Annotated in this window: 19 protein-coding genes and 1 pseudogene; 10 read left to right on the top strand and 10 right to left on the bottom strand. The window is 66.9% G+C overall.

Going from position 1 to position 26,210, the window contains the following annotated elements:
* Positions 1–115 precede the first annotated feature (115 nt).
* The 5 genes from WAL33_RS00995 to WAL33_RS00975 form a co-directional block, all read right to left on the bottom strand.
* Complete coding sequence (locus tag WAL33_RS00995; RefSeq protein WP_422177613.1) at positions 116–3,211, bottom strand: TonB-dependent receptor; 3,096 nt, start codon at positions 3,209–3,211, stop codon at positions 116–118.
* A 329-nt stretch (positions 3,212–3,540) separates the two neighbouring features.
* Entirely contained in the window at positions 3,541–4,296 is a 756-nt protein-coding gene (gene tpiA, locus WAL33_RS00990) for a triose-phosphate isomerase (protein ID WP_422177611.1), read from the bottom strand.
* Positions 4,297–4,360: 64 nt separating this feature from the next.
* Positions 4,361–6,211 carry a phosphoenolpyruvate carboxykinase (GTP) gene (locus WAL33_RS00985; protein ID WP_422177609.1) on the bottom strand — a complete coding sequence of 617 codons (1,851 nt, stop codon included), beginning with the start codon at positions 6,209–6,211 and terminating at the stop codon, positions 4,361–4,363.
* 254 nt (positions 6,212–6,465) lie between these two features.
* Positions 6,466–7,794 (bottom strand): glycoside hydrolase family 1 protein, encoded by a 1,329-nt coding sequence (locus WAL33_RS00980; RefSeq protein ID WP_422177607.1) that lies wholly within the window; start codon positions 7,792–7,794, stop codon positions 6,466–6,468.
* Positions 7,795–7,903: 109 nt separating this feature from the next.
* On the bottom strand, positions 7,904–10,903 hold the full coding sequence (locus WAL33_RS00975) for a TonB-dependent receptor domain-containing protein (RefSeq protein WP_422177605.1): 3,000 nt from the start codon (positions 10,901–10,903) through the stop codon (positions 7,904–7,906).
* A 237-nt stretch (positions 10,904–11,140) separates the two neighbouring features.
* Here WAL33_RS00975 and WAL33_RS00970 point away from each other — a divergent pair, with 237 nt between their 5' ends.
* Positions 11,141–11,818: a TetR/AcrR family transcriptional regulator gene (locus WAL33_RS00970; RefSeq protein ID WP_422177603.1), complete on the top strand. Its 678-nt coding sequence runs from the start codon at positions 11,141–11,143 to the stop codon at positions 11,816–11,818.
* Positions 11,819–11,927: 109 nt separating this feature from the next.
* On the opposite strand, the gene WAL33_RS00965 is transcribed toward WAL33_RS00970, so the two are convergent.
* Positions 11,928–13,238 (bottom strand): spinster family MFS transporter, encoded by a 1,311-nt coding sequence (locus WAL33_RS00965; protein WP_422177601.1) that lies wholly within the window; start codon positions 13,236–13,238, stop codon positions 11,928–11,930.
* A gap of 243 nt (positions 13,239–13,481) precedes the next feature.
* On the opposite strand from WAL33_RS00965, the gene WAL33_RS00960 reads away from it, so the two are divergent.
* The 5 genes from WAL33_RS00960 to WAL33_RS00940 all read left to right on the top strand — a co-directional run bounded on the left by WAL33_RS00960 (position 13,482) and on the right by WAL33_RS00940 (position 19,799).
* Positions 13,482–15,170, top strand: a complete 1,689-nt coding sequence (locus WAL33_RS00960) for a carboxylesterase/lipase family protein (protein ID WP_422177599.1) — start codon at positions 13,482–13,484, stop codon at positions 15,168–15,170.
* Positions 15,171–15,182: 12 nt separating this feature from the next.
* The gene (locus WAL33_RS00955; RefSeq protein WP_422177597.1) at positions 15,183–16,760 is read left to right on the top strand and encodes an AMP-binding protein; all 1,578 of its coding nucleotides are present in this window, start codon (positions 15,183–15,185) and stop codon (positions 16,758–16,760) included.
* A gap of 128 nt (positions 16,761–16,888) precedes the next feature.
* Positions 16,889–17,524: a TetR/AcrR family transcriptional regulator gene (locus WAL33_RS00950; RefSeq protein WP_422177636.1), complete on the top strand. Its 636-nt coding sequence runs from the start codon at positions 16,889–16,891 to the stop codon at positions 17,522–17,524.
* 101 nt (positions 17,525–17,625) lie between these two features.
* Positions 17,626–18,516, top strand: a complete 891-nt coding sequence (locus WAL33_RS00945; RefSeq protein WP_422177595.1) for an SDR family NAD(P)-dependent oxidoreductase — start codon at positions 17,626–17,628, stop codon at positions 18,514–18,516.
* Between the two features lie 74 nt (positions 18,517–18,590).
* Positions 18,591–19,799 (top strand): DUF3089 domain-containing protein, encoded by a 1,209-nt coding sequence (locus tag WAL33_RS00940; RefSeq protein WP_422177593.1) that lies wholly within the window; start codon positions 18,591–18,593, stop codon positions 19,797–19,799.
* 63 nt (positions 19,800–19,862) lie between these two features.
* Here the strand turns inward: WAL33_RS00940 and WAL33_RS00935 are convergent, their stop codons facing one another.
* Both WAL33_RS00935 and WAL33_RS00930 read right to left on the bottom strand, forming a co-directional pair.
* Entirely contained in the window at positions 19,863–20,579 is a 717-nt protein-coding gene (locus WAL33_RS00935) for a response regulator transcription factor (RefSeq protein ID WP_422177591.1), read from the bottom strand.
* On the bottom strand, positions 20,576–21,736 hold the full coding sequence (locus tag WAL33_RS00930; protein ID WP_422177589.1) for a sensor histidine kinase: 1,161 nt from the start codon (positions 21,734–21,736) through the stop codon (positions 20,576–20,578). Before WAL33_RS00930 ends, WAL33_RS00935 begins: the two co-directional genes overlap by 4 nt.
* Before the next feature lie 450 nt (positions 21,737–22,186).
* Here WAL33_RS00930 and WAL33_RS00925 point away from each other — a divergent pair, with 450 nt between their 5' ends.
* Both WAL33_RS00925 and dusA read left to right on the top strand, forming a co-directional pair.
* Positions 22,187–23,161, top strand: a complete 975-nt coding sequence (locus tag WAL33_RS00925) for a DUF3313 domain-containing protein (protein ID WP_422177587.1) — start codon at positions 22,187–22,189, stop codon at positions 23,159–23,161.
* 337 nt (positions 23,162–23,498) lie between these two features.
* Complete coding sequence (dusA, locus tag WAL33_RS00920) at positions 23,499–24,548, top strand: tRNA dihydrouridine(20/20a) synthase DusA (RefSeq protein WP_422177585.1); 1,050 nt, start codon at positions 23,499–23,501, stop codon at positions 24,546–24,548.
* A 1-nt stretch (position 24,549) separates the two neighbouring features.
* Here the strand turns inward: dusA and WAL33_RS00915 are convergent, their stop codons facing one another.
* A complete protein-coding gene (locus tag WAL33_RS00915; protein WP_422177583.1) occupies positions 24,550–25,050 on the bottom strand; it encodes a TIGR02281 family clan AA aspartic protease in 501 nt (166 codons plus the stop codon).
* Between the two features lie 276 nt (positions 25,051–25,326).
* On the opposite strand from WAL33_RS00915, the gene WAL33_RS00910 reads away from it, so the two are divergent.
* Positions 25,327–25,659 (top strand): hypothetical protein, encoded by a 333-nt coding sequence (locus WAL33_RS00910; RefSeq protein WP_422177581.1) that lies wholly within the window; start codon positions 25,327–25,329, stop codon positions 25,657–25,659.
* A gap of 3 nt (positions 25,660–25,662) precedes the next feature.
* Here the strand turns inward: WAL33_RS00910 and WAL33_RS00905 are convergent, their stop codons facing one another.
* The gene (locus WAL33_RS00905) at positions 25,663–25,881 is read right to left on the bottom strand and encodes a DUF1289 domain-containing protein (RefSeq protein WP_422177579.1); all 219 of its coding nucleotides are present in this window, start codon (positions 25,879–25,881) and stop codon (positions 25,663–25,665) included.
* An 80-nt stretch (positions 25,882–25,961) separates the two neighbouring features.
* Here WAL33_RS00905 and WAL33_RS00900 point away from each other — a divergent pair.
* A pseudogene (locus WAL33_RS00900) lies at positions 25,962–26,210 on the top strand (nicotinate-nucleotide--dimethylbenzimidazole phosphoribosyltransferase); the annotation flags it as partial.

Raw genomic sequence — 26,210 nt, 5'->3', positions numbered from 1 at the left:
GGGAAAGGTTCGCGTCGGGGTTAGAACTGGCCGCGGACGCCGATCAGATAGGTGGCGCCCCGCGTAGCGTCGACGAGAACGGACGGCGTTGGCGCCGTCCGTTCCCGTCTCGCGCCTAGAAGGTCGCCCGCATACCCACGAGAAACTGGCGGCCGGGCTTGTAGTAAGTGAACGTGGCGTTGTCGTACTGGAAGTAAGAGCGCAGCTTTTCGTTCGTGATGTTGGTCACGTTGAAGGTCAGCTCCGGCACCCTCTCAAGGCCGAACATCTTCTCCAGATTGAAGCTGGAAGAGAAGTCGGTCTGCTTGTAGTCGTCCGAGAATAGCGCCGCGGCGGTGACACCGTTCTGGTTGGCGCCGCTGGACTGCGAGCCCTTCCGATAGGTGTGGCTCAGACGCAGGCTGACGCCGTCGTGCTCGTAATAGCCCGTCAGGTTGTAGGTGTACTTGGCCACGCCGTAGGCGACGGCCGGGCCGTTGCTGGTCTGGTCGACGATGGTGGCGTTGGCGTTGAAGCCCAGGCCTTCCACGCCGAAGCGGCTGGTCACGAAGTCCAGCGGTTGGACCCACTGGAATTCCAGGCCGTTGATCGTCAGCTTGTTCTCCACGTTGATCTGCGACTGGACCTGGACCGTCGCCGAGTTCGGGCCGCCGCGCGCATCGATCGCCGTCCTTTGGGAGGGGTTCAGCGTGTCGTAGGTGACACCGTATTGGGCCAGGTAAGAGAACGGTTGGGTGTCTGTCTTGTTCGTGGTGAAGCCGGTGATCGACTTGCGGAACGCATTAACCGCGACCACGCCTTCCGCGCCCGTGTAGAGCTCGAAGCCCAGGTCCAGGTTCTTGGAGAAGTAGGGCTCAAGCGCCGAATTGCCGATGCTGGCCTGGTCGGCTGACGGCGCGGAGAAGTTCAGGCCCGGCAACTGGGCGTTTGGATCCGGACGCGTCATCGTCTCCGACGCCGCCACGCGAACAACAGCGTGCTCGCCGACATCATAGGCGATGTTGGCGGCCGGCAGCCACTTCGAATAGGTGTTCTCGGTGGTGACGATGTTGACGGTGTTCGGATATAGCGCGCCGTCCGTCAGAGTGCCGTTTCGCGGATCCAGCGCCGTCACGCGGCCGGAGATCGTCTGCTTGGTATGAACGTAGCGGACGCCGACGTTGAAGCGCAGATCGCTGTCCATCACCTGGGTGACGCCGTTCACCTCAGTATAGGCCGCGCTGTTCTTCTCGTTGATGTAGCCGGCGTTGGCGCTGGTGTTGGTGGCGCCCGCTTCCGGCGTGCTGTCGTGCAGTTGGTCGTAGTTGGTGGCCTTCTTGACCGCGTCCCAGTCGACCGTGACGAAGCCGGCCCGTCCGGGCTTCAGGTAGCTGGCCAGGCTGGCGGTCGGGATCAGCGAGCCGCCATAGGTCACCGTCCCGGTTTGGCCGGCCGTGTAGCCCGTGCCGTAGCCTGGATAGGTCGGATAGCCCGCCGGCGCGGCGCCGGGCTGGTTCAAGCCCTGGCAGCTCGGCTGCGTGTTTGGCGCGGGCACGTAGATGCTCGGATTGTTGCCGCAGGTCGCGTTCTGCCACGGCTGGGTGTTGTCGTAGCCGCGGATGGTGCGCGAGACATCGTCGTAGTTGCCGCCGAACTTCAGGCTCAGCGCCTCGTCGCCCCAGGTGACGGCGGCGCGAGCACCCTTGGTCTCATACCAGCGCTTCTCGTCCTGCATGTTCAACCGGCCGCCGGTCCAGACGAAATTGGCCGGATTGTTCAGGTCGACGCTGCTCTTGATCGTCGGAATGCCGGTCGGGTTGTAGGTGTAGTCGACCGTCGTGCCGACGCCCATCGCGGTCACCGGACCGAAGGTCGGGCTTTCGCGGTGGAAGTTGCTCTTGGTGTAGTTGAGCTGACCTTCAACCTTCAGTTTTTCATTGATGCGCCACTCGCCGCCGGGATTGATGCCCCACAGCTCGGTCTTTTCGAGATAGGGCCGGAATTCCAGGAAGAACTGCGAATTGGCGTAGGTGCCCTGGGTGACCGTGCAGCCGGTCGAGCAGTCGGTCTTGTCGTATTTGGTGTTGAGCGGAATGACCGCGCCGCTCCGCACGATCCACATCATGTCTTCGCGGATCAGGTCGTTGTTCTTGTAGCCGTACATGCCGTCGACATAGAAATCCATGTCGTCGTTCGGCTTCCATTCCAGGCTGGCCACGGCGTTGAAGCGGTCGCGGCGACCGTACTCAGCCGAAGGGCGGCCCAGGCGCGGCAGCAGGCCGTTGTCGATCTGCTGAATCGAGGCACCGGGGTTCTGAGCCAGCAGGAAGGCTTGGCTGATGGGCGTGCCGGCCACCAAGCCCGCGCCCGCGCCCACCGGCACCGTGGCGGGGATCGTCCAGTTGCCGCCGCCGGTGGCGTTACAGGCCGAACCCAAGAGGCACTGAGGGAAGGCCACGGGGGGCCTGGTTTCGGGCGTCGTGAGGCCCGGGTTGGTGAAGCCGATCGTCTCGTAGCCGCGCGTATCGGTCTTGAGGCGCTGGCCGGACATCCCGAGCAGGAGGCCGAAATTGTCCCAGGTCTTGCTGGCGATCAGCGAACCCTTGCCGCCCCAGTCGGCGCCGTCCGGCTTAACCCCTTGGACGTTGTAGGTCAGGTGCTGGCCAGGCCGATCGAACGGACGCGCCGAGCGCATGTCGATGTTGCCCGCCGCGCCGCCTTCCAGCAGGCTGGCCGAATAGCTCTTGTTGACGGTCAGCTTGGTGAACAGATCGGTCGGGAAGAAGCTGAGGTCCACCGAGCGGTCGGTGCCCTGCGCGTCGGTCGGACCCGATGAGGCGACCGCGATCGAGGCGCCGTTCAGCGTGACGTTGGTGAAGTTCGAGCCCAGGCCGCGGATGGCGACATTGGTGCCTTCGCCGGTGATGTCCCGGGTGATGGTGATGCCGGGGATGCGGTTGAACGACTCGGCGATGTTGGAGTCTGGGAACTTGCCGATGTCTTCGGCGAAGATCGTGTCGGCGAAGCTGGTCGACTCGCGCTTGGCGACCGTCGACTGCGCCAGGCTGCTGCGATAGCCGGTGACGACGACTTCTTCGACGGCGTTGTCGGTGGAAGCGGCTTGGGCGGACGGCGCCTGCTGGGCGAAGGCCGGAGCGGCGACCAGACCCGTCAGGCAGCTGGCGCCGACAAGCGCCAGACGAAGCGCGCGTGAGTGTAGCGATTGAACCATGTGTCTCTCCCCTAAGTCTTGGCGCTCTGGGCGCCTTGTCGTTCTACGAACCTCCAGGATCCGCCTTCGGTCGTCGGCGTGCGACGACGGGGAAAGTGGTCATGGTAGCGGTCACAGGCGTGGATGGTTATGAGGTAAGGCCTCGCAAGTCAACGAGGTCATACCTTCGTAAAACGTGTGATCCGACCATTTGTCGCGTGGTGTGGCCCAAGAACACCGCCTGAACCGGCTTCAATCTTGCGAGATGACGATGAAGACGAAAAAACGGCCCCATTGGTCATACCAAGGGGCCGTGAGGCGCGGACTCGGGCGGGGGCGCCGCTTCTGGTTCAGGCGTGGGCGATGATCGGCAGGAACGTCTCGGCCGTCAGGCTGGCGCCGCCGACCAGCACGCCGTCGACATTGGGGGTCGCCAGGATCTCGGCGGCGTTGGCCGGGGTCACCGAGCCGCCGTACAGCAACCGGACGCGGTCGCCGGCCGGGCCCAGGGTCGCGCGACAGGTTTCGCGCAGCACCGCGTGCATGGCGGCGATGTCGTCGCCGGTGGCCGAACGTCCGGTTCCGATCGCCCAGATCGGCTCATAGGCCACCGACAGCCAGCCGCCGTCGGCGTCGTCCGGCAGGCAGTTCTCCAGCTGGGCGCGAACCACGGCCTCGGCCTGGCCGGCCTCACGGACGTCCAGCGCCTCGCCGACGCAGAGGATCACCGACAGGCCGTGCCGCCGCGCCGCCTGAACCTTGTCGCGCACTTCTGTGTCGGTCTCCTGGCGGCCTGCCCGGCACTCGCTGTGGCCGACGATGGTGAAGGCCGCGCCGGCGTCCTTGACCATCGGCGCCGACAGACAGCCGGTGTGCGCGCCCTTGTCGGCGGCGTGGATGTCCTGGGCGCCGACGTGGATCGCGCCGGCGGACTGCGAGGCGGCGGTGATCAGGGTCGCGGGCACCGCCACGCCCACATCGACGGTGGGCGTCCGGCGGGCCGCCGCGTCGATGGCGCCCAGGACGGGCAGGGCGGCCTGGTTGCCGTGCATCTTCCAGTTTCCGACCACGAACTTGCGGGCGGGTTTATCCATAACGACGTGCATTCGGTCTCCATGCGCCGGTCCTTCCCGGCGCTTGTTTCTCTAAGGAAGCAAGGCAGGCCAGCGGTCAGGCCTGCTGCAGCACCTTGGCGGGGTTGCCCAGGCGGGCCAGCCGTTCGCCGAGCGCGTCCAGCTGGCGCCACAGGGCAGGGGGCAGGCGATCACCGAACTTGGCGTAGGCCTCGGGGATCAGGGCGGCTTCGGCGCGCCAGATGGCCGGGTCGACGCTCAGCAGCAGATCGAGCTGGGCGTCGGTCAGGTCCAGGCCGGTCAGGTCCAGGCCGTCGCGCGTGGGAAGGCGGCCGATCGGGCTGTCCACCGCCTGCGCCTCGCCCTCAAGACGGTCGACGATCCATTTCAGCACGCGGCTGTTTTCGCCATAGCCCGGCCAGACGAACTTGCCGCGCTCGTCCTTGCGGAACCAGTTGACGAAATAGATGCGCGGCAGCTTGGCCGGATCGGCCGAGGCGCCGACCTTCAGCCAGTGATCGAAATAGTCGCCCATGTTGTAGCCGCAGAACGGCAGCATGGCGAAGGGATCGCGGCGCAGCTCGCCGATGCTGTTCTCGGCCGCGGCGGTGCCTTCAGAGGCGACGTTGGAGGCCAGGAACACCCCGTGCTCCCAGTCAAAGGCCTCGGTGACCAGCGGCACCGCCGAGGCGCGGCGGCCGCCGAACAGGATGGCCGAGATCGGCACGCCGGCCGGATCTTCCCACTCTTCGGCGATGACCGGGCACTGGCCGGCCGGCACGGCGAAGCGGGCGTTGGGATGGGCGGCGGGCTCGCCGGATTCCGGTGACCAGGCCCGGCCCTTCCAGTCGGTCAGACCTTCGGGCGGGGCGTCGGTCAGACCTTCCCACCAGACGTCGCCGTCGGCGGTCAGGGCGACGTTGGTGTAGACGCAGTTGGAATGCAGGGTGTCGACCGCATTGCGGTTGGTCTTCACGCCCGTGCCCGGCGCGACGCCGAAGAAGCCGGCCTCCGGGTTGATGGCGTACAGCCGGCCGTCGGCCCCGAACCGCATCCAGCAGATGTCGTCGCCGATCGTCTCGGCCTTCCAGCCCGGCAAGGTGGGCTGCAGCATGGCCATGTTGGTCTTGCCGCAGGCGCTGGGGAAGGCGGCGGCCACGTAGCGGACCTTGCCGGCCGGCGAGGTCAGCTTGAGGATCAGCATGTGCTCGGCCAGCCAGCCCTCGTCGCGGGCCATCACCGAGGCGATCCGCAGCGCGTAGCACTTCTTGCCCAACAGGGCGTTGCCGCCGTAGCCCGAGCCGTAGGACCAGATCTCCCGGCTCTCGGGGAAGTGGACGATGTACTTGTCGTCATTGCAGGGCCACGCAACATCGTCCTGGCCCGGCGCCAGCGGCGCGCCCAGGGTGTGCAGGGCCGGTACGAAGAAGCCGTCGTCGCCCAGGGCGTCCAGCGCCGCCTGACCCATGCGGGTCATCACCCGCATCGAGACGGCGACATAGGCGCTGTCGGTGATCTCCACGCCCAGGGCGCTTATGGGCGAGCCGACCGGGCCCATCGAGAAGGGCACGACATACATCGTGCGGCCCCGCATGCAGCCGTCGAACAGGCCGTTCAAGGTGTCGCGCATCTCGACCGGATCGCGCCAGTTGTTGGTCGGACCGGCGTCGGCCTGGTCTTGCGAGCAGATGAAGGTGCGGCTTTCGACGCGGGCGACGTCGCGCGGGTCCGAGGCGGCATAGAACGAATTGGGCCGAAGATCAGGGTTGAGACGCTTCAGCGTGCCGGCGGCGACCAGTTCGTCGGTCAGGGCGGTCCATTCCGCGTCGGAGCCGTCGCACCAGTGAACGGCCTTCGGCTTGGTCAGCGCGGCGACCTCGTCCACCCACGCCAATAGACGCGCGTGGTTCGTCGGGGGCGCGTTGGCGCCCGGCCCTTGGTTCTGCATGTGTCGTCCTGCTGCAAGTTGGCGAAACTAATGTTCGCCTTGAGCGCACCATAACGCGGCAAGCCGGTCGGAAAAGGCCAATGTTTTCAATGACAACGTTGTCGTTAAAAATCGAGCCGCAACTTGCCCCGGGACCGGCATGTTTTCGCGCCCGCCGCCTGACTATGAGGATATCGGTCCGCGACGGAGGGCGCCGCCGTCCCGAATGCGCGCGTTTCGGGCCGACTCACTTCGGCGGCGCGCGCCGGCGCGTTTCAGATCCTGTTCGCGCGGGCGATCCGGCCCAGGTGCACAGCGCTCGGTTTGGGCGTCCGCTTGAACGTCTGGCGATCCACGGCGACGAGGCCGAACGGAACGCCGTAACCGGATGTCCATTCGAAATTGTCCAGCAGCGACCAGTAGAGATAGCCGTGGACCGCGATGCCCTCGTCCAGGCATTGGCGCACGCCGTCCAGCGCCTGGTCGATGAAGGCGATCCGACGGGCGTCGTCATGGGTGGCGATGCCGCTCTCGGTCACGTAGATCGGCTTGCCGATCGCCTTGTGGGCCCAGCGGATCGTGTTGGCCAAGGCCTGGGGATAGAACTCGTAGCCCGACAGGGTCAGCTCGGCGCCCTTCGGCGGGGGGCGCACGCCGTTCTCGTCGACCACGAAGCGGGTGTAGGTCTGCACCCCGAAGAAGTCGGCGTGGGTGCGCGCCACCTCGACCCAGTCGCCGTAGAGCCGGCGCTGATAGACCTCGACCAGGGCCGGATCGGTCGCCGACTGGATGTCCTGGGTGGTCAGGGTCAGGCCGACGGGCAGCGAGGGCCGGGCCTGCTTGATGGCGTCGTAGGCCTGGCGATGGGCCTCGATCATGATCGGCGTCACCACCTGGGGATCCGCATAGGCCAGGCGCGAGAAGCGCGGCGAGTCCGTGGCCTTGGCCGCTGCGGCGATGGCCGCCTTGACCAAGGGGATCGCCGACTGGACGCCCGGCATCAGGTCGACCAGCAGCCGGATGTTGGCCTCGTTGAAGGTGGTGACCTTGTCCATCAGGGGACCCAGCCGTTCGATCACCTTCTTGCAGTAGCGGGCGAAGAGCTGGGGCGCGTCGGGAACCTCGAAGCCGCCCCGCTTGGCGAACCACAGCGGCGTGGTGAAATGGTTCAGCGTCACCATCGGCTTGAGGCCGCGCGCGCGGCAGGCCTCCAGCACGCGGGCGTAGTGGTCGAGTTCCGCTTCGGAGAAGAAGCCCTCGCTGGGCTCGATCCGCGCCCACTCCACGCCCATGCGATAGCAGTTCAGGCCAAGGCCGCCGGCGATGGCGAAATCCTCGGCGTAGCGGTGATAGCTGTCGCAGGCGTCGCCCGAGCGGTCCTTGAACATGCTGGGCTGGATGTTCTCCATCAGCCAGGCGTCGCTGTTGGTGTTGCCGCCCTCGCTTTGGTAGGCCGAGATCGCCGTCCCCCACAGGAAGCCGGGCGGCGCGGGCCGTCTGGCCTTGTCGGCCGCCTTGGCGAGGTCCGGCGAAAGGGCCAACGCCGCGCCGGCGGCCGCCAGAACGCCGCGACGCCCGACAGCCGAGGGCTCGCTTGTGCTCATGCTCGTCTCCCTCGGGCGGCCGCCGCGTCCGGCCGATGGGTTTCGGCCGTGGTCATTGGACAGAAAAAAGGGCGGACGGCCAAGCCGTCCGCCCAAGGCAGGAAGGAACCTAGAACGATTTCTTGATGCCGATCTCGAGGGTCCGGCCGATCGGGTTGCCGGTCCACGGGTCGTAGCCGAACTCCTCCTGGGCGGGCGGCGGATCGCGGTCGAAGATGTTGGCCGCAGTCAGGGTCAGCGCCATGTCGCCGTCCAACTCCACGCGGTAGGTGAAGTCGGTGGTGATCCAGTTCTCGCCGTCTTCGCCGTACTGCACGCCGACCCGCTCGTCCTTGACGGCCGAGACGAAATTGACGCCGAGGCGGAAGTTCTGGCGACCCAGGCCGTAGTTGACGCCGAGGTTGGCGCGCCACTTCGGAGCCGCCTGCGCGAAGGTCGCGAAGTTCAGCGTGCCCAGGCGATCATCGCCGGTCGAGATCGTCACGCCGTCCAGGGTGGTCGGGCCGGTCTTCAGCTCGGTCACCCGGGTGGCGGTGAGGTTGACGTCCAGATTGCCCGGACCCACCGGCAGGCCATAGCTGGTCTGGATGTCGAAGCCCTTGGTCGTCTGGCCAGGACCGTTGCCGTAACGGGTGGACACCGCCGAGAAGGTTCCCACGCCGCTCATGCCGACCGTGCAGGCGCCGTTGAAGGTGATGCGGCGCAGCAGCGGCTGGACGGCGGGATCGCAGGTGGTGATCCTGCCGCCGGCCCCGTTGAACACCAGGCTGGCGATCTGGTTGGGATCGGCGACCTGGCCGATCTGGTCCTCCGTCCGGATGTCGAAATAGTCGACGATCAGGCGGAAGTTGTGATCGTCGGCGAAGCCGCGGCTCTGCCAGATCGCGCCGATGTTCGAGGTCTTGGCGGTCTCGGGCTTGAGGTCGGCGTCGGTGATGAACTGGGCGGCCAGCCAGTTGTTGGCGGCGACCGTGTAGGTGCGGGCGGCCACGGTGATCGCGCCCGGCGTGACGCCCAGCGGCGGGGTCTGGTAGTTGGTGCCGTAGGAGCCGCGCAGGGTCAGCGGACCCCAGACGTTCCACTTGCCCGACACCTTGTAGACCGTCGTGCCCAGATCGTTGGAGAATTCCTCCTTGCGGACGGCCAGCTGGATGTCGACGTTCGACAGCAGCGGCACCTGCAGTTCGCCGAACAGCGAGTATTGGCTCTGTTCGGCCTGGGCGGGGATGGTCGGGGCGAACAGGACGAACGGGCCCGGCGCGTCGGGGGTGCAGCCGCGGAAGTTCGGGCTGTTGGTCGCTGTGGGATTGGCTTCCAGGTTCGGCGAACCCACGCCGTTGGCGCTGGTGGTGCCGCGCGGCCATTCGCACTGGACCGTCCCGTTGTTGAACGGGCTGGTGACGATCTGCCGGCTCTCCAAGGTGCGGTACTGGGCGCCCAGGGCCCAGCCGACCTCGCCGCCGGGCAGCTTGAGTCCCGACTGGCCGTTGAACACCAGGTCGGCGGTGAAGTTGTTGCTCTTGGTTTCGACGGCGCGCGGGTCAAACATCCAGAGGCTCAGGTCCTCGGGGTTCTCGTGGCCGGCGATGTAGTTGGGGTTGGCCAGGTCCAGGACCGGTTGGCCCTTGAACGAGCTGGAGAAGGGATTCCACCACATACAGCCGTTCTTGCCGGCCGCGCCTGGGTTCTGGGTGCCGAAGCGGGTCGGGTCCAGGTCGGTGGCCTGACAGCCGGCGCCGCCGAAGCCGTTCAGGGCCTCTTGCAGGCGATAGCCGATCGTGTCGGCGTGGGTGTTGAAGTTGTAGGCGTCGTTATAGGTCAGGTTGAAGTCGTAGCCGACGGCCTTGGCGAACGGGGCCAGATCGCCGAAGTCGCCGGTGATGCCGCCCGACACGCGCCAGACCTTGTTGGTGATCTTGTCGGCCACGCCGAAGCCGTCGCCGCCGGAATAGTAGGGATTCCCGCCGTGGCCAAACAGCCGGTAGGTGGTCGGGGTGAAGCCCTGGGCGCCGGTGATGCCGTTCGCGGCGGCGAACTCGGCCGCGAACGGGTTGGTGATCGGCACGTAGAACTGGTTGACGGCCCCGGTGGTCAGGGCCGGACCGCGCGACACCGGCTGGGCCGGCGACCCCATCACCTGCGGCAGGTCCACCTTGCCGTAGGACGCGTCGGCGTGGAACTTCATGTGGTCGGTGACCTCCGCCTTGATCTGGGCGTAGAGGCGGTAGGTGTCCTGGTTCTCCACCAGGCGGTAGTAGGGAATGTAGTTGTAGGCGCAGGTGAAGTTGTTGTCGTAGCGACCGCCGACCGCGGCGCAGCTGGCGGGGGTGAAGTCCGAAACGATGCCGCCCAGAGCCGGACCCCATTCGCCGACGTCCGTGGCGGTGGGAACGGCGGGCAGGGCGCCGCGCGGTTGCCAGCCGGTCAGGTTGGTCAGGGTCGACCACGGCGCGGGATTGTAGCCGGTCCCCGGCGTCAACGAGGGCTTGGTGAAATCGCGGTCCAGGGTGTCCAGGCGCGAGCGGTGCTCATACTCGGCCGAGACCAGCAGATTGACCCGGTCCTCGCCGACCCCGGCCATGACGCCGACCGAATAGTCGCCCTTGGAGCCGTCGATGTACTTGTACTGCGCCTGGGTCTCCAGGCCGACGAAACGGTCCCGGGTGATGAAGTTGACGACCCCGCCGGTGGCGTCGGCGCCGTAGATCACCGCCGCGCCGTCCTTGAGGATCTCCGTGCGGGCCAGGGCGATCGCGGGCACGTTGGCGGTGTTCTGGTTCATCCGCCGGCCGTTCAGCAGGACCAGCGTCTTGTCCGCGCCGAGGCCGCGCAGATTGTAGTTCACCGAGCCCACAAGGTTGGGGCCGCCGAAATAGTAGGACTCGCCCGTCGTCGGGCCGGAAATGGTCAGGCTTTTGGCGAACTCCAGGGCCGATGGCGATCCCTGCTTTTCCAGCGCCTGCTGGGAATAGACCTCGACGGGGAGGGCGGCGTCGAGCGCCGAGCCCCGGATGTTGGAGCCGGTGACGACGACTTCCTCGACCTGCGTGGCCTGGTTCTGCGCGTCCTGCGACCATGCCTGCGACGCAAAACCGGCGATCCCGATCATGAGCGCGACGCTCGACACGCTTGTAAGCCCGATTTTCATTTGCGACCTCCCCGTCGAATGAGTCACTTAACGCTCATTCTCACAAGAGTGAGTGTTGTACATTCGTCGCGGCAGCGTCAATAGATCATTGTTCAACGATCTTGATTCAGGTGCGTTTGAAGCGATTGACGCTACGCGACCGATTGACAGGAGCGCACCGCGCCCCGACTACGCACAGGCTGACACCAGGAGGACGGTTTGGCGGGCGTTACGGCTGAGGACACCAAGACGGGGCGGCGCACCAAGGCCGAGCAGCGTGCTCAGAGCCTTGAGCAGATTCTGGACGCGGCCGAATATCTGTTCTCGCAGAACGGTCTGTATGGCGTGACCCTGCGCGACGTGGCCAAGCGGGTGGGCATCCACACGACGCTGCTGAACTACTACTACAAGGACAAGGTGAACCTGTTCGAGGCCGTGTTCGCGCGCCGAGCCGGGGTGACGGCGGGGCGGCGCATGGTCGCCCTGGAACAATACGAGCAGGCGGCGGGCGACAATCCGACCGTCGAAGGCGCGTTGCACGCCTTCCTCGATACAGACCTGGACCTCTATTACGAGGGCGGCGAGCACTGGATGAACTACGCCGCCTTCTGCGCGCGCGTCAGCAACACTCCCGAAGGCGCCGCGCTGATGGACCAGCACTTCGATCCTGTCGTGCTGAAGCTGGTCGGCATCCTGAAAAGGGCGCTGCCGAACTACCCCGACGAAGAGATCTTCTGGGGCTATCATTTCGTCAGCGGCGCGCTGATGAACACCCTGGCGCGCACGGGGCGGATCGATCGGCTGTCGAGCGGCGTCTGTCACTCCGACGACTTCCCGGCGGTCAAGAAACGGATCGCCCGGTTCATGGCCGCGGGCTTCATCGCGCTGAAGGCGTAAAGCCCGCGTCCTTCGACAGGCTCAGATGAGGTTCTTCTAGCGTTTGGCCAGCAATGGTCCTCATCCTGAGCTTGTCGGAGGACGAGGACCACGCACGGAGCTTAAAGGGCTAACCGCCTTCCCGTTCGTTTCGGGCGAAGATCCGGGCCAGCCACAGGAACAGCCCCACCGCCACCACGTAGAACGGCACCAGCGTGTAGAGCGCCATCTGCAAGGAATTGTGCGGATGGCTGGCGCGGAAGAAGTCGCTGGCCGCCCCGACATAGGTCGGGCCAAGGCCCAGGCCGATGAAGTTCATGATCAACAGCAGCAGCGCGCCGGACATGACGCGCTGTTCGGGCCGCACCTCCTGCTGCACCAGCGTCACCGCCGACGACAGATAGAAGTAGTTCAGGAAGGTCGGGCCGATCAGGAAGACCAGGGCCAGCGGCCAGGTCGGGGCCCAGACGAAGCCGATATAGAACGGGATGGCCAGGGTCAGCGAAATGACCGGCGCCATGGCGTAAGCGATCTTGGACTTCTGGGTGTAGCGGTCGATCACCCGGCCGGAGACGAAGATGCCGGCGCTCATGCCGATCCCGACCACCAGCGCGTACCACAGCGCGACATCGCCCAGCGCCATGCCCTTCTCGCGCATCAGGAACAGGGTGGTGAAGTTGCCCAGGCCATAGGTGACGAACTGGGTCGCCCCGCTGCCCAGGGCGGCCAGCACCAGGGTCGGGCGCGAGAAGAACATCTTCAGAGTCGACCAGAAGCCGGCCTTCACGGGAGCCGCGCCGGCCAGGCCGTCCAGGCCGCCGCGCGGCGGCTCCTTGACGACGAACGGCAGGATGACCGCCGTCACGACCCCGACCGCGCCCAGCAGGACGAAGGCGTGACGCCAGTCGAACGCCGCGGCGATCGCCGCGCCGAAGGCGATGCCCAGCGCCGCCCCGACCGGCGGGCCGAGGTTGTAGATCCCCAGAGCCGTGCCGCGCTTACCCGGCGGGAAATAGTCGGAGATGATGGCGTAGGAGGGCGGCACGCCGCCGGCCTCGCCGAAGCCGACCGTCATCCGCGACACGGCGAACTGCGCATAGTTGGCGGAGAATCCGCAGGCCGCCGTCGCCGCGCTCCAGATTCCGCAGGCCAGGGACAGCACCGCGACGCGGTTGGTGCGGTCGGCCAGCCAGCCGACCGGAATGGCGATGAAGCAGTAGAACATCGCGAAATAGAGGCCGCCGATCAGGCCCAGCTGGCCGTCGGTGACATGCAGGCTGTCCTGGATCGGCTTGGCCAGAATCGACATCAGTTGTCGGTCCAGGAAGTTCAGGACATAGACGAACCACAGGGTGGCCAGGACGATCCAGGCGCGGCCGGTGACGGCGCTCGGGCGCGCGATCTGATCCGCTTGGGGCAGGGGAGAGGGCGAAGCGTTCATCGGCGGGCCGTCAGCTTCGACTGATCGCGCGGACGGGTCCGCGGCGCTACGATACGCGTGGTCTTCAAAGGCTTTCCTCCCAGCCGTTATTCTTCGAGCTTGGCTTTCCTGGAGCATGTGCCTAAACACGCTGGAAGGCAATATTCACGCGCAAGAGAGTGAAGATTGACAGGCCTCGGGATCGTCGGCACGCTGTTTGGCGCCGTTGGCGAACGACCGACGCCGATGCGGGGAGGAACATTGATGAAGGCTCAGCCATCCAAATTGGCCGTCGCCGCCGGTCGCCGGATCGCCGCCCGAACTTTGGCGTTCACCCTGGCGCTTTCGGCGCTGTCGATCCTGACGCCGGATGCGGCGCGGGCCGATCCGTCCGTGGTCCAGGCTCCGGCGGGCGCGCTTCGCGGTGTCGAGCAAGGCGGTCTGAAGGTCTTCAAGGGCGTGCCCTACGCCGCCGCCCCCGTCGGCGCGCTGCGCTGGAAGCCGCCGGTCGCCGCGCCGGCCTGGAGCGGCGTGCGTGAGGCGCTCGACTTCGGTCCGGCCTGCCAACAGCCCAAGCCCCGTCCCGGCGGCATCTACAGCTCGCCGCTGAAGGCGATGAGCGAGGACTGCCTGTCGCTGAACATCTGGGCGCCTGAAGAGATCAAGAAGGCCCCGGTCCTGGTCTGGATCCACGGCGGCTCGCTGATCGCCGGCGCCAGCAGCGAGGGGATGTACGACGGCACGGCCTTGGCCAAGCAGGGGCTGGTCGTCGTTTCGATCAACTATCGCCTCGGCGTGCTGGGCTACATGGCCCATCCCGAGCTCAGCGCCGAATCGCCGGACCACGTCTCGGGCAATTACGGCCTGCTGGACCAGATCGCCGCCCTGCGCTGGGTCCAGAACAACATCGCCGCCTTCGGGGGCGATCCGGCCAATGTCACCATCGCCGGAGAGTCGGCCGGCGGCTTGAGCGTCATGTATCTGATGGCCTCGCCGCCGGCGCGCGGCCTGTTCCAAAAGGCGATCGCCCAGAGCGCCTACATGATCTCCACGCCCGACCTGCGTGAGCCCAGGTTCGGTCACGTCCCGGCCGAGGCCATGGGCGCGGCGACGGCCGCCAAGCTGGGCGCCAAGAGCCTGGCCGACCTGCGGGCCATGGACGCGGAAACCCTGACGACCTCGGCCCTGATGGCGGGCTTCCAGACCTTCGGCGCGGTCGACGGCAAGGTGCTGCCGGCCCAGTTGGTCGACGTCTTCGATCGCGGCCAGCAGGCCCATGCGCCGATCCTGGCCGGCTTCAACAGCGGCGAGATCCGCTCGCTGCGCTTCCTGGCCCCGCCGCCGCCCGCCGACGCGGCCGCCTACGAGGCCGAGATCCGCAAGCGCTACGGCGATCTCGCCGACGATTTCCTGAAGCTCTATCCGTCCAGCGACATACCCGAAAGCGTGCTGCTGGCGCCGCGCGACGCCCTCTACGGCTGGACCGCCGAACGGCTGGTCGCCAAGCAGACGGCCGCCGGCGCGCCGGGCTATCTCTACCTGTTCGACCACGGCTATCCGGCGGCGGACGCGGCGGGACTGCACGGCTTCCACGCCAGCGAAATCCCCTATGTCTTCGGTACGGCGAAAACGACCCCGCCGGCCTGGCCGAAGAACCCGGACACCCCCGCCGAAACGAAGCTGTCGACGGCCATGATCGGCTATTGGACCTCGTTCGCCCGCGACGGCGTCCCCAAGGCGGCAGGTGAACCCGCCTGGAAGCCGTACGGCGGCGAGCGCGCCTACATGGCCTTCGTCGAGGGGCCCCAGCCGGGCGTCCGTCTGCGGCCAGGCATGTACGAACTGAACGAAGCCGTCATGTGCCGTCGTCGGGCGCAAGGCGACACCCCGTGGAACTGGAACGTCGGCGTCGTCTCGCCGCCGCTTCCGCCCAAGACCGGCCCGTGCGGATAACGAGTACGCCCTATGATCGATGGTGAGATGCAGGCGTTCGCGTTGACGCTCGACAAGTTCCTGGAGCACGCGGCCAAATGGCGCCCCGATGCCCAGGTGGTGACCGCGCGGGACGGTGGTGGGACCGAACGGATCGGCTATGCCGACCTGATGGTCCGCAGCCGCCGGGTGTCGGCGATGCTGGCCGGTCTGGGCGTCGGCGTCGGCGACCGCGTGGCCACCCTGGCGTGGAACTCCCAGGCCCACCTCGAGGCCTGGTACGCGATCATGGGCATGGGCGCGGTCTGCCACACGCTGAACCCGCGCCTGACCGCCGAGCATCTGGCCTCGATGATCGTCCAGTCGCAGGCGCGCATCCTGATTGCGTCGGCCGATCTGGCCCCGCTGGCCGGCCAGATCCTGGACCGCGTTCCCGGGATCGAGCACCTGTTGCTCATCGACGCCGTCGGCGAGGAGGCCCCGCAAGGCGCGCCCTCGGCGGCGCCGATCGAGCCGCTGCTGGCCGAAGCGACGGGCGAGGTGGTCTGGGGCGGCTTCGACGAGACCGCGCCTTGCGGCCTGTGTTTCACCTCCGGCACCACAGGCGCGCCCAAGGGGGTGACCTACACGCATCGTTCCAGCTTCCTGCACACCCTGCGGGCGCTGCAGGTCGACGGGATGGCGATCTCGGGCTCGGACAGCATCCTGGCGGTGGTGCCGATGTTCCACGCCAACGCCTGGGGTCTGCCGTTCGCCGCCCCGGCCGTCGGCGCCAAGCTGGTCCTGCCCGGACGCCACGCCGACGGCGCCAGCCTGGCGCGCCTGATCGCCGCCGAGGCCGTGACGGTCGGCGTCGGGGTGCCGACCGTATGGCTGGGTCTGGTCGAGCATCTGGAAGCGACCGGCGGCGAGCTGCCGTCGCTCCAGCGCATCATCGTCGGCGGCGCGCCGATGGCGCCGGCCCTGATGGAGCGCATCGAACAGCGCCTGGGCGTGCGGGTGCAGACCAGCTGGGGCATGACCGAGCTGTCGCCCACCGGCACGGTGGCGCCGCTGAGCGCGCCGTCTCAGGCGGCGCTCTCGGGCCGTCCGGCCATCGGCGTGGACCTGTTGCTGACCGACGCCGACGGGACCCCGCTTTCCCAGCAGCGCGACGCCGAAGGCCACCTGCGGGTTCGCGGGGCGGCGGTGGTCCAGCGCTATTTCGGCCATGACGCGCCGGCGACCGACGCCAACGGTTGGTTCCCCACCGGCGACCTGGCGCGCATCGACGCGGCGGGCAACCTGATGATCACCGGCCGGGCCAAGGACCTGATCAAGTCCGGCGGCGAATGGATCAATCCCGCCGAGATCGAGGCGGTGGTCGGGGCGCTGCCCGAAGTCTCGCTGGCCGCGGTCATCGGCCGGTCCGACGCCAAGTGGGGCGAGCGACCGATCCTGCTGGTCGAGACGCAGGGCGAAGTCAGCGATGAGGCCCTGCTGGCCTCGCTGCGGGGTCGGGTCGCTTCGTGGTGGATTCCGGATGCGATCTACCGCCTGCAGCGCATGCCCCTGGCGTCCACCGGAAAGATCGACAAAATTCGACTGCGATCGGAGTATGGCGGCGGGTGACGCGTTCGCCCGCTCCCATGTCTGTCTTCTCCGACAGGCTCGTCACGTTCGAAACGGAACTCCGCCTCGTGCCTCAAGACGCCCAACCTCGTCGACGCTCCACCAAAAAGGCCGAGCAGCGCGCCGAGATGATGGAGCAGATTCTCGATGCGGCCGAATATCTGTTCTCCAAGCACGGACTGTACGGCGTCACGCTCAAGGACGTGGCCAAGCGGGTCGGCGCGCACCACACGCTGATGAACTACTACTTCGACGACAAGAAGACCCTGTTCGATACGGTCTTCGCTCGGCGGGCGTCGATCACCAGCGAGCGCCGGATGCGGGCCCTGGACGAGTACGACAAGGCCACGGACGGCAAGCCGACGGTGGAGGGCGCCCTGCGCGCCTTCCTCGACACCGACCTCGATCTGTACATCGATGGCGGGGAGGGGTGGAAGAACTACGCCGCGCTGGGCGCCCAGGTCGCCAACGCCCCCGAATGGGGCGCGGCCCTGATGGACGAGCACTTCGACCCGGTGGTGCTGCGCTTGATCGACCTGCTCAAGAAGGCGCTGCCGGACTGCTCGGAGGCCGACGTGTTCTGGGGCTACCACTTCGTCACGGGGGCGCTGATGCTGACCCTGGCGCGTACGGGGCGGATCGACAAGCTTTCGGGCGGGGTCTGCAAGTCGGACGACTTCGTCGCGGTGAAGGACCGCATGGCCACCTTCATGGCCGCGGGCTTCCTGTCGGTGTGCGGCGGGGCGGGGGCGGACAAAGGCTAGGATCGCTCGCCTGGCGGGGGATGAGTCTGTTCAAGATATTCACTAGCGGTATAGTGAGCGAATAACGCGACCCTGTTCGCGAGTTTGAGAAGGAAGCCTGAATGTTGCTGCAAGGACGCGTCGCGATCGTCACCGGGGCCGGCGGGGGCTTGGGCCGCGCCCATGCGCTGTACCTGGCCAGCCAGGGCGCCAAGGTGGTGGTCAATGACCTGACCCAGGAGGCCGCCGACCGCGTGGCCGCCGAGATCGTCGCCACGGGGCAGCAGGCGATCGGCGTCGCCGCCTCGGTGACCGACGAGGCCGCGATCGGCGCGATGGTGGCGCGGGTCATGGACCACTGGGGCCGCATCGACATCCTGATCAGCAACGCCGGCATCCTGCGCGACAAGAGCTTCGCCAAGATGAGCCTCGACGACTTCCGCCTGGTGGTCGACGTCCACCTGATGGGCGCGGCGGTCTGCGCCAAGGCCGTCTGGGAGATCATGCGCGGGCAGGGTTACGGCCGCATCGTGATGACCACCTCGTCCTCTGGCCTCTACGGCAACTTCGGCCAGGCGAACTACGGGGCGGCCAAGATGGCGCTGGTCGGCCTTATGCAGACCCTGGCCATCGAGGGCGAGAAGTACAATGTGCGGGTCAACTGCCTGGCCCCGACGGCGGCGACCGGCATGACCGAGGGCGTGCTTTCCGAAGCCAGCCTCGCACGCTTGGATCCCGCTTTCGTCAGCCCCGGGCTGCTGGCCCTGACGGTCGAGGACGCCCCGACCCGGGCCATCCTCTGCGCCGGCGCGGGCCACTTCGCCGTCGCCAACGTCACCTTGACCGACGGTCGCTATATCGGCGGCGGTTCGGACGCGGGCGAACAGGTGATCCGCCAATGGGCGGGGATTTCCGAGCGGGCTGGCGAGATCGTCCCGGCCTACGGCTTCACCCAGGCCGAGCGCGAGGTGGCCAGCGCGGGCATGATCGCCGCGGTCGCGGCCGAGCGGTGATCTGAAAGGCGCTTCGGCGCCCGGGCTTCGAGTTCCAAGGGCGCGACATGACGCCCGGTCAGGGAGGGTTACCGATGAAGGCGTTGTCCAACTTGTTCCGAGGGCTGATGGGGCTGATGGCGCTGGCGTTCGCGCACGGCGCCGCCCACGCCCAGGTCCAGGCGCCCGACCCGGCCGTCCAGCACCCCGACTATGCCGACCCGGCGCTGTGGCTGTGCCGACCCGACCTGCTGGACAATCGCTGCAAGGTCGATCTGGACGCCACGGTGATCGCGCCCAACGGCGGGATGACGCTGGAACGATACGTTCCGGCCAAGGATCCGAAGATCGACTGCTTCTTCGTCTATCCCACCGTCTCCAACGATTCCGGCTGGATCTCGGATTTCTCGCCCGACGCGGCCGAGTGGGACGACGTCAAGGTGCAGTTCGCCCGGTTCGGATCGGTCTGTCGTCAGTTCGCCCCGCTCTACCGCCAGGGGACCCTGCGGCGTCTGCGGGCCGCCGCCGGCGGCCCGGCTCCGGTCGGCGCGCAACCGCCTCCGGATCTTGGCGGCTTCTCGGACGTGGTCGAAGCCTGGAATTGGTACCTGACCCACCAGAACAAGGGCCGCGGCGTCGTCCTGATCGGCCACAGCCAGGGCACGGTCATGCTGACCCGGCTGATCGCCGAGGAGATCGAGGGCAAGCCCGTCCAGAAACAGATGATCTCGGCCCTGCTGCTGGGCGGGCTGGTCATGGTCCCGCCGGGCAAGGACGTCGGCGGTTCGTTCAAGTCGGTCCCGCTGTGCCGCGCCGCCACTCAGGTCGGCTGCGTGATCACCTACGTCACCTTCCGCGACCGCCTGCCGCCGCCAGCCGGCTCGCGCTTCGGCAAGGCCCGCGACGGGCTGCGTGCGGCCTGCGTCAATCCCGCCGGCCTGGCGGGCGGGACGGGCAAGCCGGAGTCCTACTTCATCACCAAGGGATTCCTGAACGGCTCGGGGGGCGACATCCCGCCGGAGTGGGTGCGGCCCATGCGCCCGATCGGAACCTTCTTCGTCAAGACGCCCGGCCTGATCTCCACCGAATGCGTCGAGAACGGCGACTTCAACTATCTTGCCCTGCATGTGAACGCGGTCCCGAGCGATCCGCGCACTGACGAGCTGGGCGGTCAGATCATCCGGCGCACGGGCGTGGACCTGTCGTGGGGCCTTCACCTGATCGACGTCGACCACTCGATCGGCTCGCTGATCCGCGTGGTCCGCAAGCAGGGCGAAACCTACCTGGCCCAGGCGCGTCCCTGAGCTTGAAAATAGGCTTGGGAACCCGAAGTCCCGCCGAGATGCGCGCAAAGGCGCGCAATCCTTTCAGCTTGAGCGCTCGCCGACTCCCGCAGGCGGAGAATTACCGGCCGACCTGATCACCGCCATGTAGCCCAACCCACGCAGGGCTCGGATCGAGACGTGAGCGCCCAGGTCCGCCAGTTTCCGGCGCACCCTGTGGACGTGAACGTGGATCGAATTGTCGGTGAAGTCCTCTTCGAGCGAGTGGAGACTTTCGCCGAGTTGGGCCTTGGTGATCACCCGGTCCGGCGCGCGTAGAAATCGCTCGAGGACGACGCTTTCGCAGCGCGACAGGCTGGCTTGCCCATCGCGCACCGAGAGTTCCCGGGACGCGCTGTCGTAGACGATGTCGCCAAGGCGGATCACTGGGTCGGCCAGAGGAAGCGGTCGCCGCCCCAAAGCGCGCAGCCGCGCCACAAGCTCCTCGATGGCGAAGGGCTTGACCAGGTAGTCGTCCGCGCCGGCGTTCAAGCCGTGGACACGCTCGCCGATGCTTCCCAGAGCCGTGAGGAGCAGCACGGGCGTCGACAATCCAGCAGCGCGCAGGCGAGCCAGTAGGTCCAGTCCGCTTTGCTCCGCCAACATGATGTCGAGGATGACGACGTCATAGGGAGCCACCTGCAAGGCGTGCCACCCGTCCTCCGGTGTCTCGAAGAGATCGACCGCGAAGCCCGTCCGGGCAAGAGACTTCCGGGTGGCCTCGCCCAGCTTGGCGTTATCCTCGATGAAAAGCACCCTCATGCGTGTTCAACGCGATAATCGACGGTCAGCGCCGCGGAGGGCGACATTGAGCGCGGCCATAGTCTTGAGGTGCGCGACCGGTGTGCGTTGGTAAGCCCGGCATCGCCACGCCAGGAGAAGTCCAGCACGAAGCGCGCCCCGACGGGGGAGGGGGCCAGTCGCACCTCGCCGCCATGCAGCGCCATTATCCGGTCAACGATCGAGAGCCCGAGACCCGCCCCGAATCCGCGAGTGTCGGCCTTGCTGAACCTTCGGAAAAGGCGGTCCTGAAAGCCTGGCGGCACGCCGGGTCCGTTGTCGCTGACGACGAGCTGGCCGCCGAGCTCGATCGACACCAGAATCTCGCTTCCGGCCGGCGTATGGCGCGTGGCGTTTTCGAGCAGGTTACGCAAGGCCACTTCCACCAGGCTGGGCGCACCATGGCAGTTCCATTTGTCGTGAGCGCTTTCGAACGCGACGTCACGACCGCTTGCGAGGATGGAGCCGGCCATCTCGCTCGTGACAGTGTGGGCGACCGCGACCAAATCGAAGGGGCCTCGGGGTGTTTCCTCGCCGCTGTCCGCCTCGGCAAGAGTCAGCAACTGGGCGATGAGGCGCGAGAGGCGGTCGAACTCCTCAATGGCGTCCTTCCGGTCTTCCGGCTCAAGCAGGCTTTCGACCTGCGCGCGCAAGGTCGCCAAGGGCGTTCGAAGTTCGTGCGCGGCGTTGGCCGAGAATTCCTGCTGGGCCCGCCATCCGGCCTCCAAGCGGTCGAGAGCGGCGTTGAAGGCGACGACCAGGGGCGCAATCTCCCGTGGGGCCGCGTTCAAGGGCAGCCGTTGGCTGATTGTGGCGGGGCCGATGCTGGCGGCGCGCTCGGATATCTTCCGCAGGGGCTGCAGGCCAAGATGCAACGCGGCCAGGACGCCCGCCATCATCAACAGCACAACAAAGCTGAGCACGAACAGGTGCTCGTTCGCCTCGCGGGCCAGACGACCAACATCCAAGCGCTCCGCGAGCGACGGGGCGCCCCCGCCTGGATCGATGCCCAGCACCTGGACCGCCAAGAAAGCCGTGGCCATGACCAGGACGACGGAGGGTAACAAGGCCCAGACCAGAGACCGTCCGCTTCCCTGACTGAGCGGCTTGCGGTCGCGAACCTTGAAGCGGGTGGACATGGTGCGCCTCCTGACAACGGGATCGGCGATGTGGCCGCCGCCCATGCCGTCGTGACCGGTCAAACTTTCATGAACCTTTCGCCCTGGTCCATGCCTGGCGCCTGTACACTGGCGATGTGATCGCGGCATTTGCGGGACGCCCCGGAGCTGAAAGGCTGTTTCCGGCCTGGGGACCGACGTAGGCCTCCAACCGAGTCGAGTTTCGGCTTGGGGGGCGCCGCTTCGGTGACCCTGCGCGCAGGGAGCGTCAACGCGAGTAGATCATCGCGATTGACCGCGCGGCCAGGCGCCGGCCCTGGTACTACACGACCGCACGGGGACGATCCGTCCCTCTTGCCGCAAGTCAGAAGACGGCGTCCCGCGCGCCGCCGCCGCGGTTGTTCGTGACCCGAAAGGTTGGCGAAAGGTTGGGGCTCAAGTTTGCCGCCGGGGCGAGATGGAGACCGACGAATGAACCTTAAGTCTAGCGATCGCGCTCAACCGCGCAAATCCCAGACCTCGACGGATAAGGGCGCGGGGTATTGCGTGATCTACAGCTTCCAAAGGGAAAAATTGCTGAGGAATAGCGATCGCGTCGAGGGAAAGCGGCCCCTTGCCACAGCCTTCGCCCTGGTCCCGCTGATGTTCCTGGCCGCCTGCGCCTCCTCGCCCTCGACCCGCAGCGGCGCGCTGACGTCGTATGAAGGCCTCGCTCCTTCAAACAACACGTCGACGAAATCGCAGATTCGGGTGAACAGGGAGGCCATTCTGGCCGCGAACACGGTGCGCATCGCGCCCACGCGGTTTGAAAACGGGGTCGGGTCCGAGCTCTCGGACGCGGATCGCCAATTGGTGGTCAATCGCGTCGATCGCGCCCTCTGCAAGGATTTGAGCAAGCGGCTCGATGTGGTGGGCCCCTCCGGTCCGGCCGACCTCAGCGTCCAGGCGACGATCACCCACCTTGGAATCACCAATCGGCTCGCCGCCGCCGGCTCCGTCGCGGTCAGTTTCGTCAGCGTCATTCCGATGGTCACGCCCCGCGTGCCGTTCGGGCTCGGCAGTCTCACAGTCGAGGCCGAGGCGCTCAATCCCGCCGGGAAGCAAGAGGCGGCGATGGTGTGGTCGCGCGGGGCCCAATACGTCAGCGTGATGGGCTCAACGACGGTTTCCGAGGTCTCGGACGCCTATCAGCTCGCCTCGGTCTTCGGCGAGAATTTTGGCGAACTGCTGACGACCGGCGAAACGCCCTTCGAGCGACGCTCGCCCATGAAGCTCCCTAAGTTCGGCGGGAAGAAGAAGGACGTCGACTGTGAGGCGTACGGACGCGGATCCGGCGTTATGGGTTTCGTCGCGGAGAATTTCGGCGCGCCGCCGGGCTGGACCGACAAGGGCGCTCAAAAAGCCGCCGATCCCAACGGCGCCGATGAGGACGGGGTTCGCCCGTAGCGCGCCGACCGCCGTTGCCGGACTTTACGCTCGACCGGAAGGACCTCGTCGCTCGTGCTCTTCACGAGCGACGATCGTCGTCGGCGCTCGTACCGCAGCCCGAAGATCACGCCGATGCGCCCTGGGCGAACCCGGCGAGGAGCGCCCATTGCCTGGCGTCCTCGCAGCGCAGGAACGTTTCGCTGATATAGCGACCCTTGCGGCGAACTCGGGTGCGCCACGACCCGGGTGGGAGCTTCGTGAAGGTGGCCATTTTTCGTGTGCGCTCCGTGTGCGCTGACTCGTCGAAAGGCCGCGAAAAACGTCGTGCTATAGCGTAAAACGGAATGCACACGACGTGAACGAACCCTTTGAAGATACGAGAAAAGTGCAACAATTTCAAGCGCATAGATTGTCTGTCGCCCCCATGATGGATTGGAGCGATCGCCACTGCCGGTCGCTGCATCGGGTGCTGTCGCGCCGGGCGCTGCTGTATTCCGAGATGGTCACCAGCGGCGCGGTGCTGAACGGCGACCGCGAAAAACTGCTGGGGTTCGACGCCGCCCAGCATCCGGTGGCGCTGCAACTGGGCGGGTCCGAGCCCGCCGACCTGGCCGCCGCCGCGAAGATCGGCGAGGACTACGGCTATGACGAGATCAATCTGAACGTCGGTTGCCCATCCGATCGCGTGCAGAGCGGCCGGTTCGGGGCCTGCCTGATGCGCGAGCCGCAGCTGGTGGCCGACTGCATGGCGGCCATGGCCGCGGCGGTGTCGGTGCCGGTGACGGTCAAGTGCCGGATCGGGGTCGACGACCAGGATCCGGAGCAGGCCCTGTTCGAGCTGGTCGACCTGTCGGCCCGGGCCGGCGTCACCAGCTTCGTGGTCCACGCCCGCAAGGCCTGGCTGAAGGGGCTGTCGCCGAAGGAAAACCGCGACGTGCCGCCGCTGGACTATCCGTTGGTCCATCGCCTGAAGGCCGAGCGCCCGAACCTGACCATCGTGATCAACGGCGGGATCCCGGACCTGGACGTGGCGCTGGAGCAGCTGGAACACGTCGACGGCGCGATGTTGGGTCGGGCGGCCTATCACGAGCCCGGCTTGCTGGGTCAGGTCGATCGGCGGGTGTTCGGCGAGGACGTCGCCGATATCGACGCGTTCGCGGCGGTCGAACTGTACAAGCCTTACATGGCCGCCCAACTGGGGGCGGGCACCCATCTGGCGGCGATGAGCCGCCACATGCTGGGCCTTTTCCACGGCATGCCGGGCGCGCGAGCCTGGCGGCGGATCCTGACCGTCGAAGGCGTTGCGGCCGGGGCCGGGCTGGATGTGGTGGACCGCGCCGTGGCGGCCGTGCGCCAGGCGATGGACGCGCGTGAAGCTCGGGCGCTGGAAAGCGTCGCGGTCTAGGTTAAGAGCGCAGGACCAGGGCGCGCGGCGTGGCCTGGAAACTGGACAGCCGGCCCAAATAGGTCATGCCCAACAGCGAAGTCTCCAGACCCTTCTCGACGACTAGGGCCTCGACATCGCGCACCTGGGCGCCGGCCACCGAAATGCTGGCCAGCTTGACCGCGGCGGCGCGGGTCTCGCCCGAGGCGGTCATGACCCGGTAGTTGTAGTCGAGGGTCTTGGTGTCGATGCCCAGCCGTTGAGCGTCGGTCTGGCTGAGGGCGACGGCGGTGGCGCCGGTGTCGATCAGGAAACGCACGGCGCGGCCGTCGACCTTGGCTTCGGCCCAGAAATGGCCGTCGGCGGCCTTGACGATTTGGGCGGCGCCGTCGTCGACGGCGGCCACGGCGGGGGCGGGACCGCGCAGGTCCGGCTGGCGCAGGTCGTCCAGCGATACGACGGCTTTCGCCGCCCCGACCGCCGAGAGCGCGCCTACGATCGCGATGGACGCGAACTTGAGCATCGAAGTCACCCCGCCATACAGGCTTTGTGGCCGCTTCTACGGCCGTTGCGGGGAGTTTAGTCGCGAATGGGTTTTCAACCTGTGAATCATCTTTTTCGCGAGCTTTTACAGTTAACAACCTAGTAAGTAAACGGCAAGTTAAAAAGTTGTAATACTTTCATACATCAATATTACATTGAAGTAATGTGCAACATGACTTCGATTTAACTTCAAATCTGGACGTGGCGGCGGCACATGGTTGTTCACGAACTCAATATTTGTCGAGGGAACGACGCCATGAAAAAGATCCTCCTGACCGCCATCATCGCCGCTTCGGCCCTCGCGGGCGCTGCCCAGGCCGGAACCGCTGTGAGTGATTTTGATTTCCTGCAAGCGGCGCGCTGCCGCGGATTGGCCGCGTCGGACGGTCTGGGCAAGTTGGACACCGCCAATATCGACGCCTTTCTGAAAAAGGAGTCCGGCAACCGGGAGTCTCACGTCCTCAATTCGGCCCGCGCTAAGATTTCGGGCGCGCAGAAGGATGGTGACAAGGCCGCCGGCGCAAAAAAGGAAAAGCTCTTGGCCGAACGTTCGGGCGCTTGCTCGACGTTCCTGAGCGTTTCGAACTAGGGCCTAGCCCAGGCTCGCCATCGGGTCGGGGCGGAGGGGTAGGGCGGTCATGATGGCCGCCCGTTCCTCGTCGCTGAGGCGCGACCAGCCGGCGATTTCCGGCAGCGTCCGCCGACAGCCCAGGCAGACGCCCGTCATGCCGTCGACCGCGCAGACCTTCACGCAGGGCGTGACGATCGGGCGGGGAGGGCGTTGCGCCGGGGCTGAGATGTCCGAACTCATCGGCGATATCTCGCCGCTTGGCGGCGCCGACGCAAGGGGCGCCCTTTGCATCGGGCTCGGGCTGGCTTAAGTCCGCGCCCATGACCGCTTCTCCTTTCGACGACATCCGCAAATTGGCCGCCGACGCGCCGGCCGTTCCGATCTCGAGCTTCGGAGGCGGCGACCGCCTGGCCGAGATCTCGGCGTGGCTGACGGACTGGACCGGCAAGACCCCGCCTGTGGTGCTGCGCCCCGTCGTCGCCCTCTATGCCGGCGCACGCCAGGGCGTGGGGCCGCGCGGCTGGGCCCGTGAGCGCCTGGAGGCCGTGGCCGCCGGCGGAGCCAATGTC

It is taken from the genome of Caulobacter sp. (genome assembly GCF_049283275.1).
GTDB lineage: Bacteria > Pseudomonadota > Alphaproteobacteria > Caulobacterales > Caulobacteraceae > Caulobacter.
The sequence above is the reverse complement of the archived record's forward strand: the minus strand, read 5'-3'. Positions and strand labels throughout refer to the sequence as shown.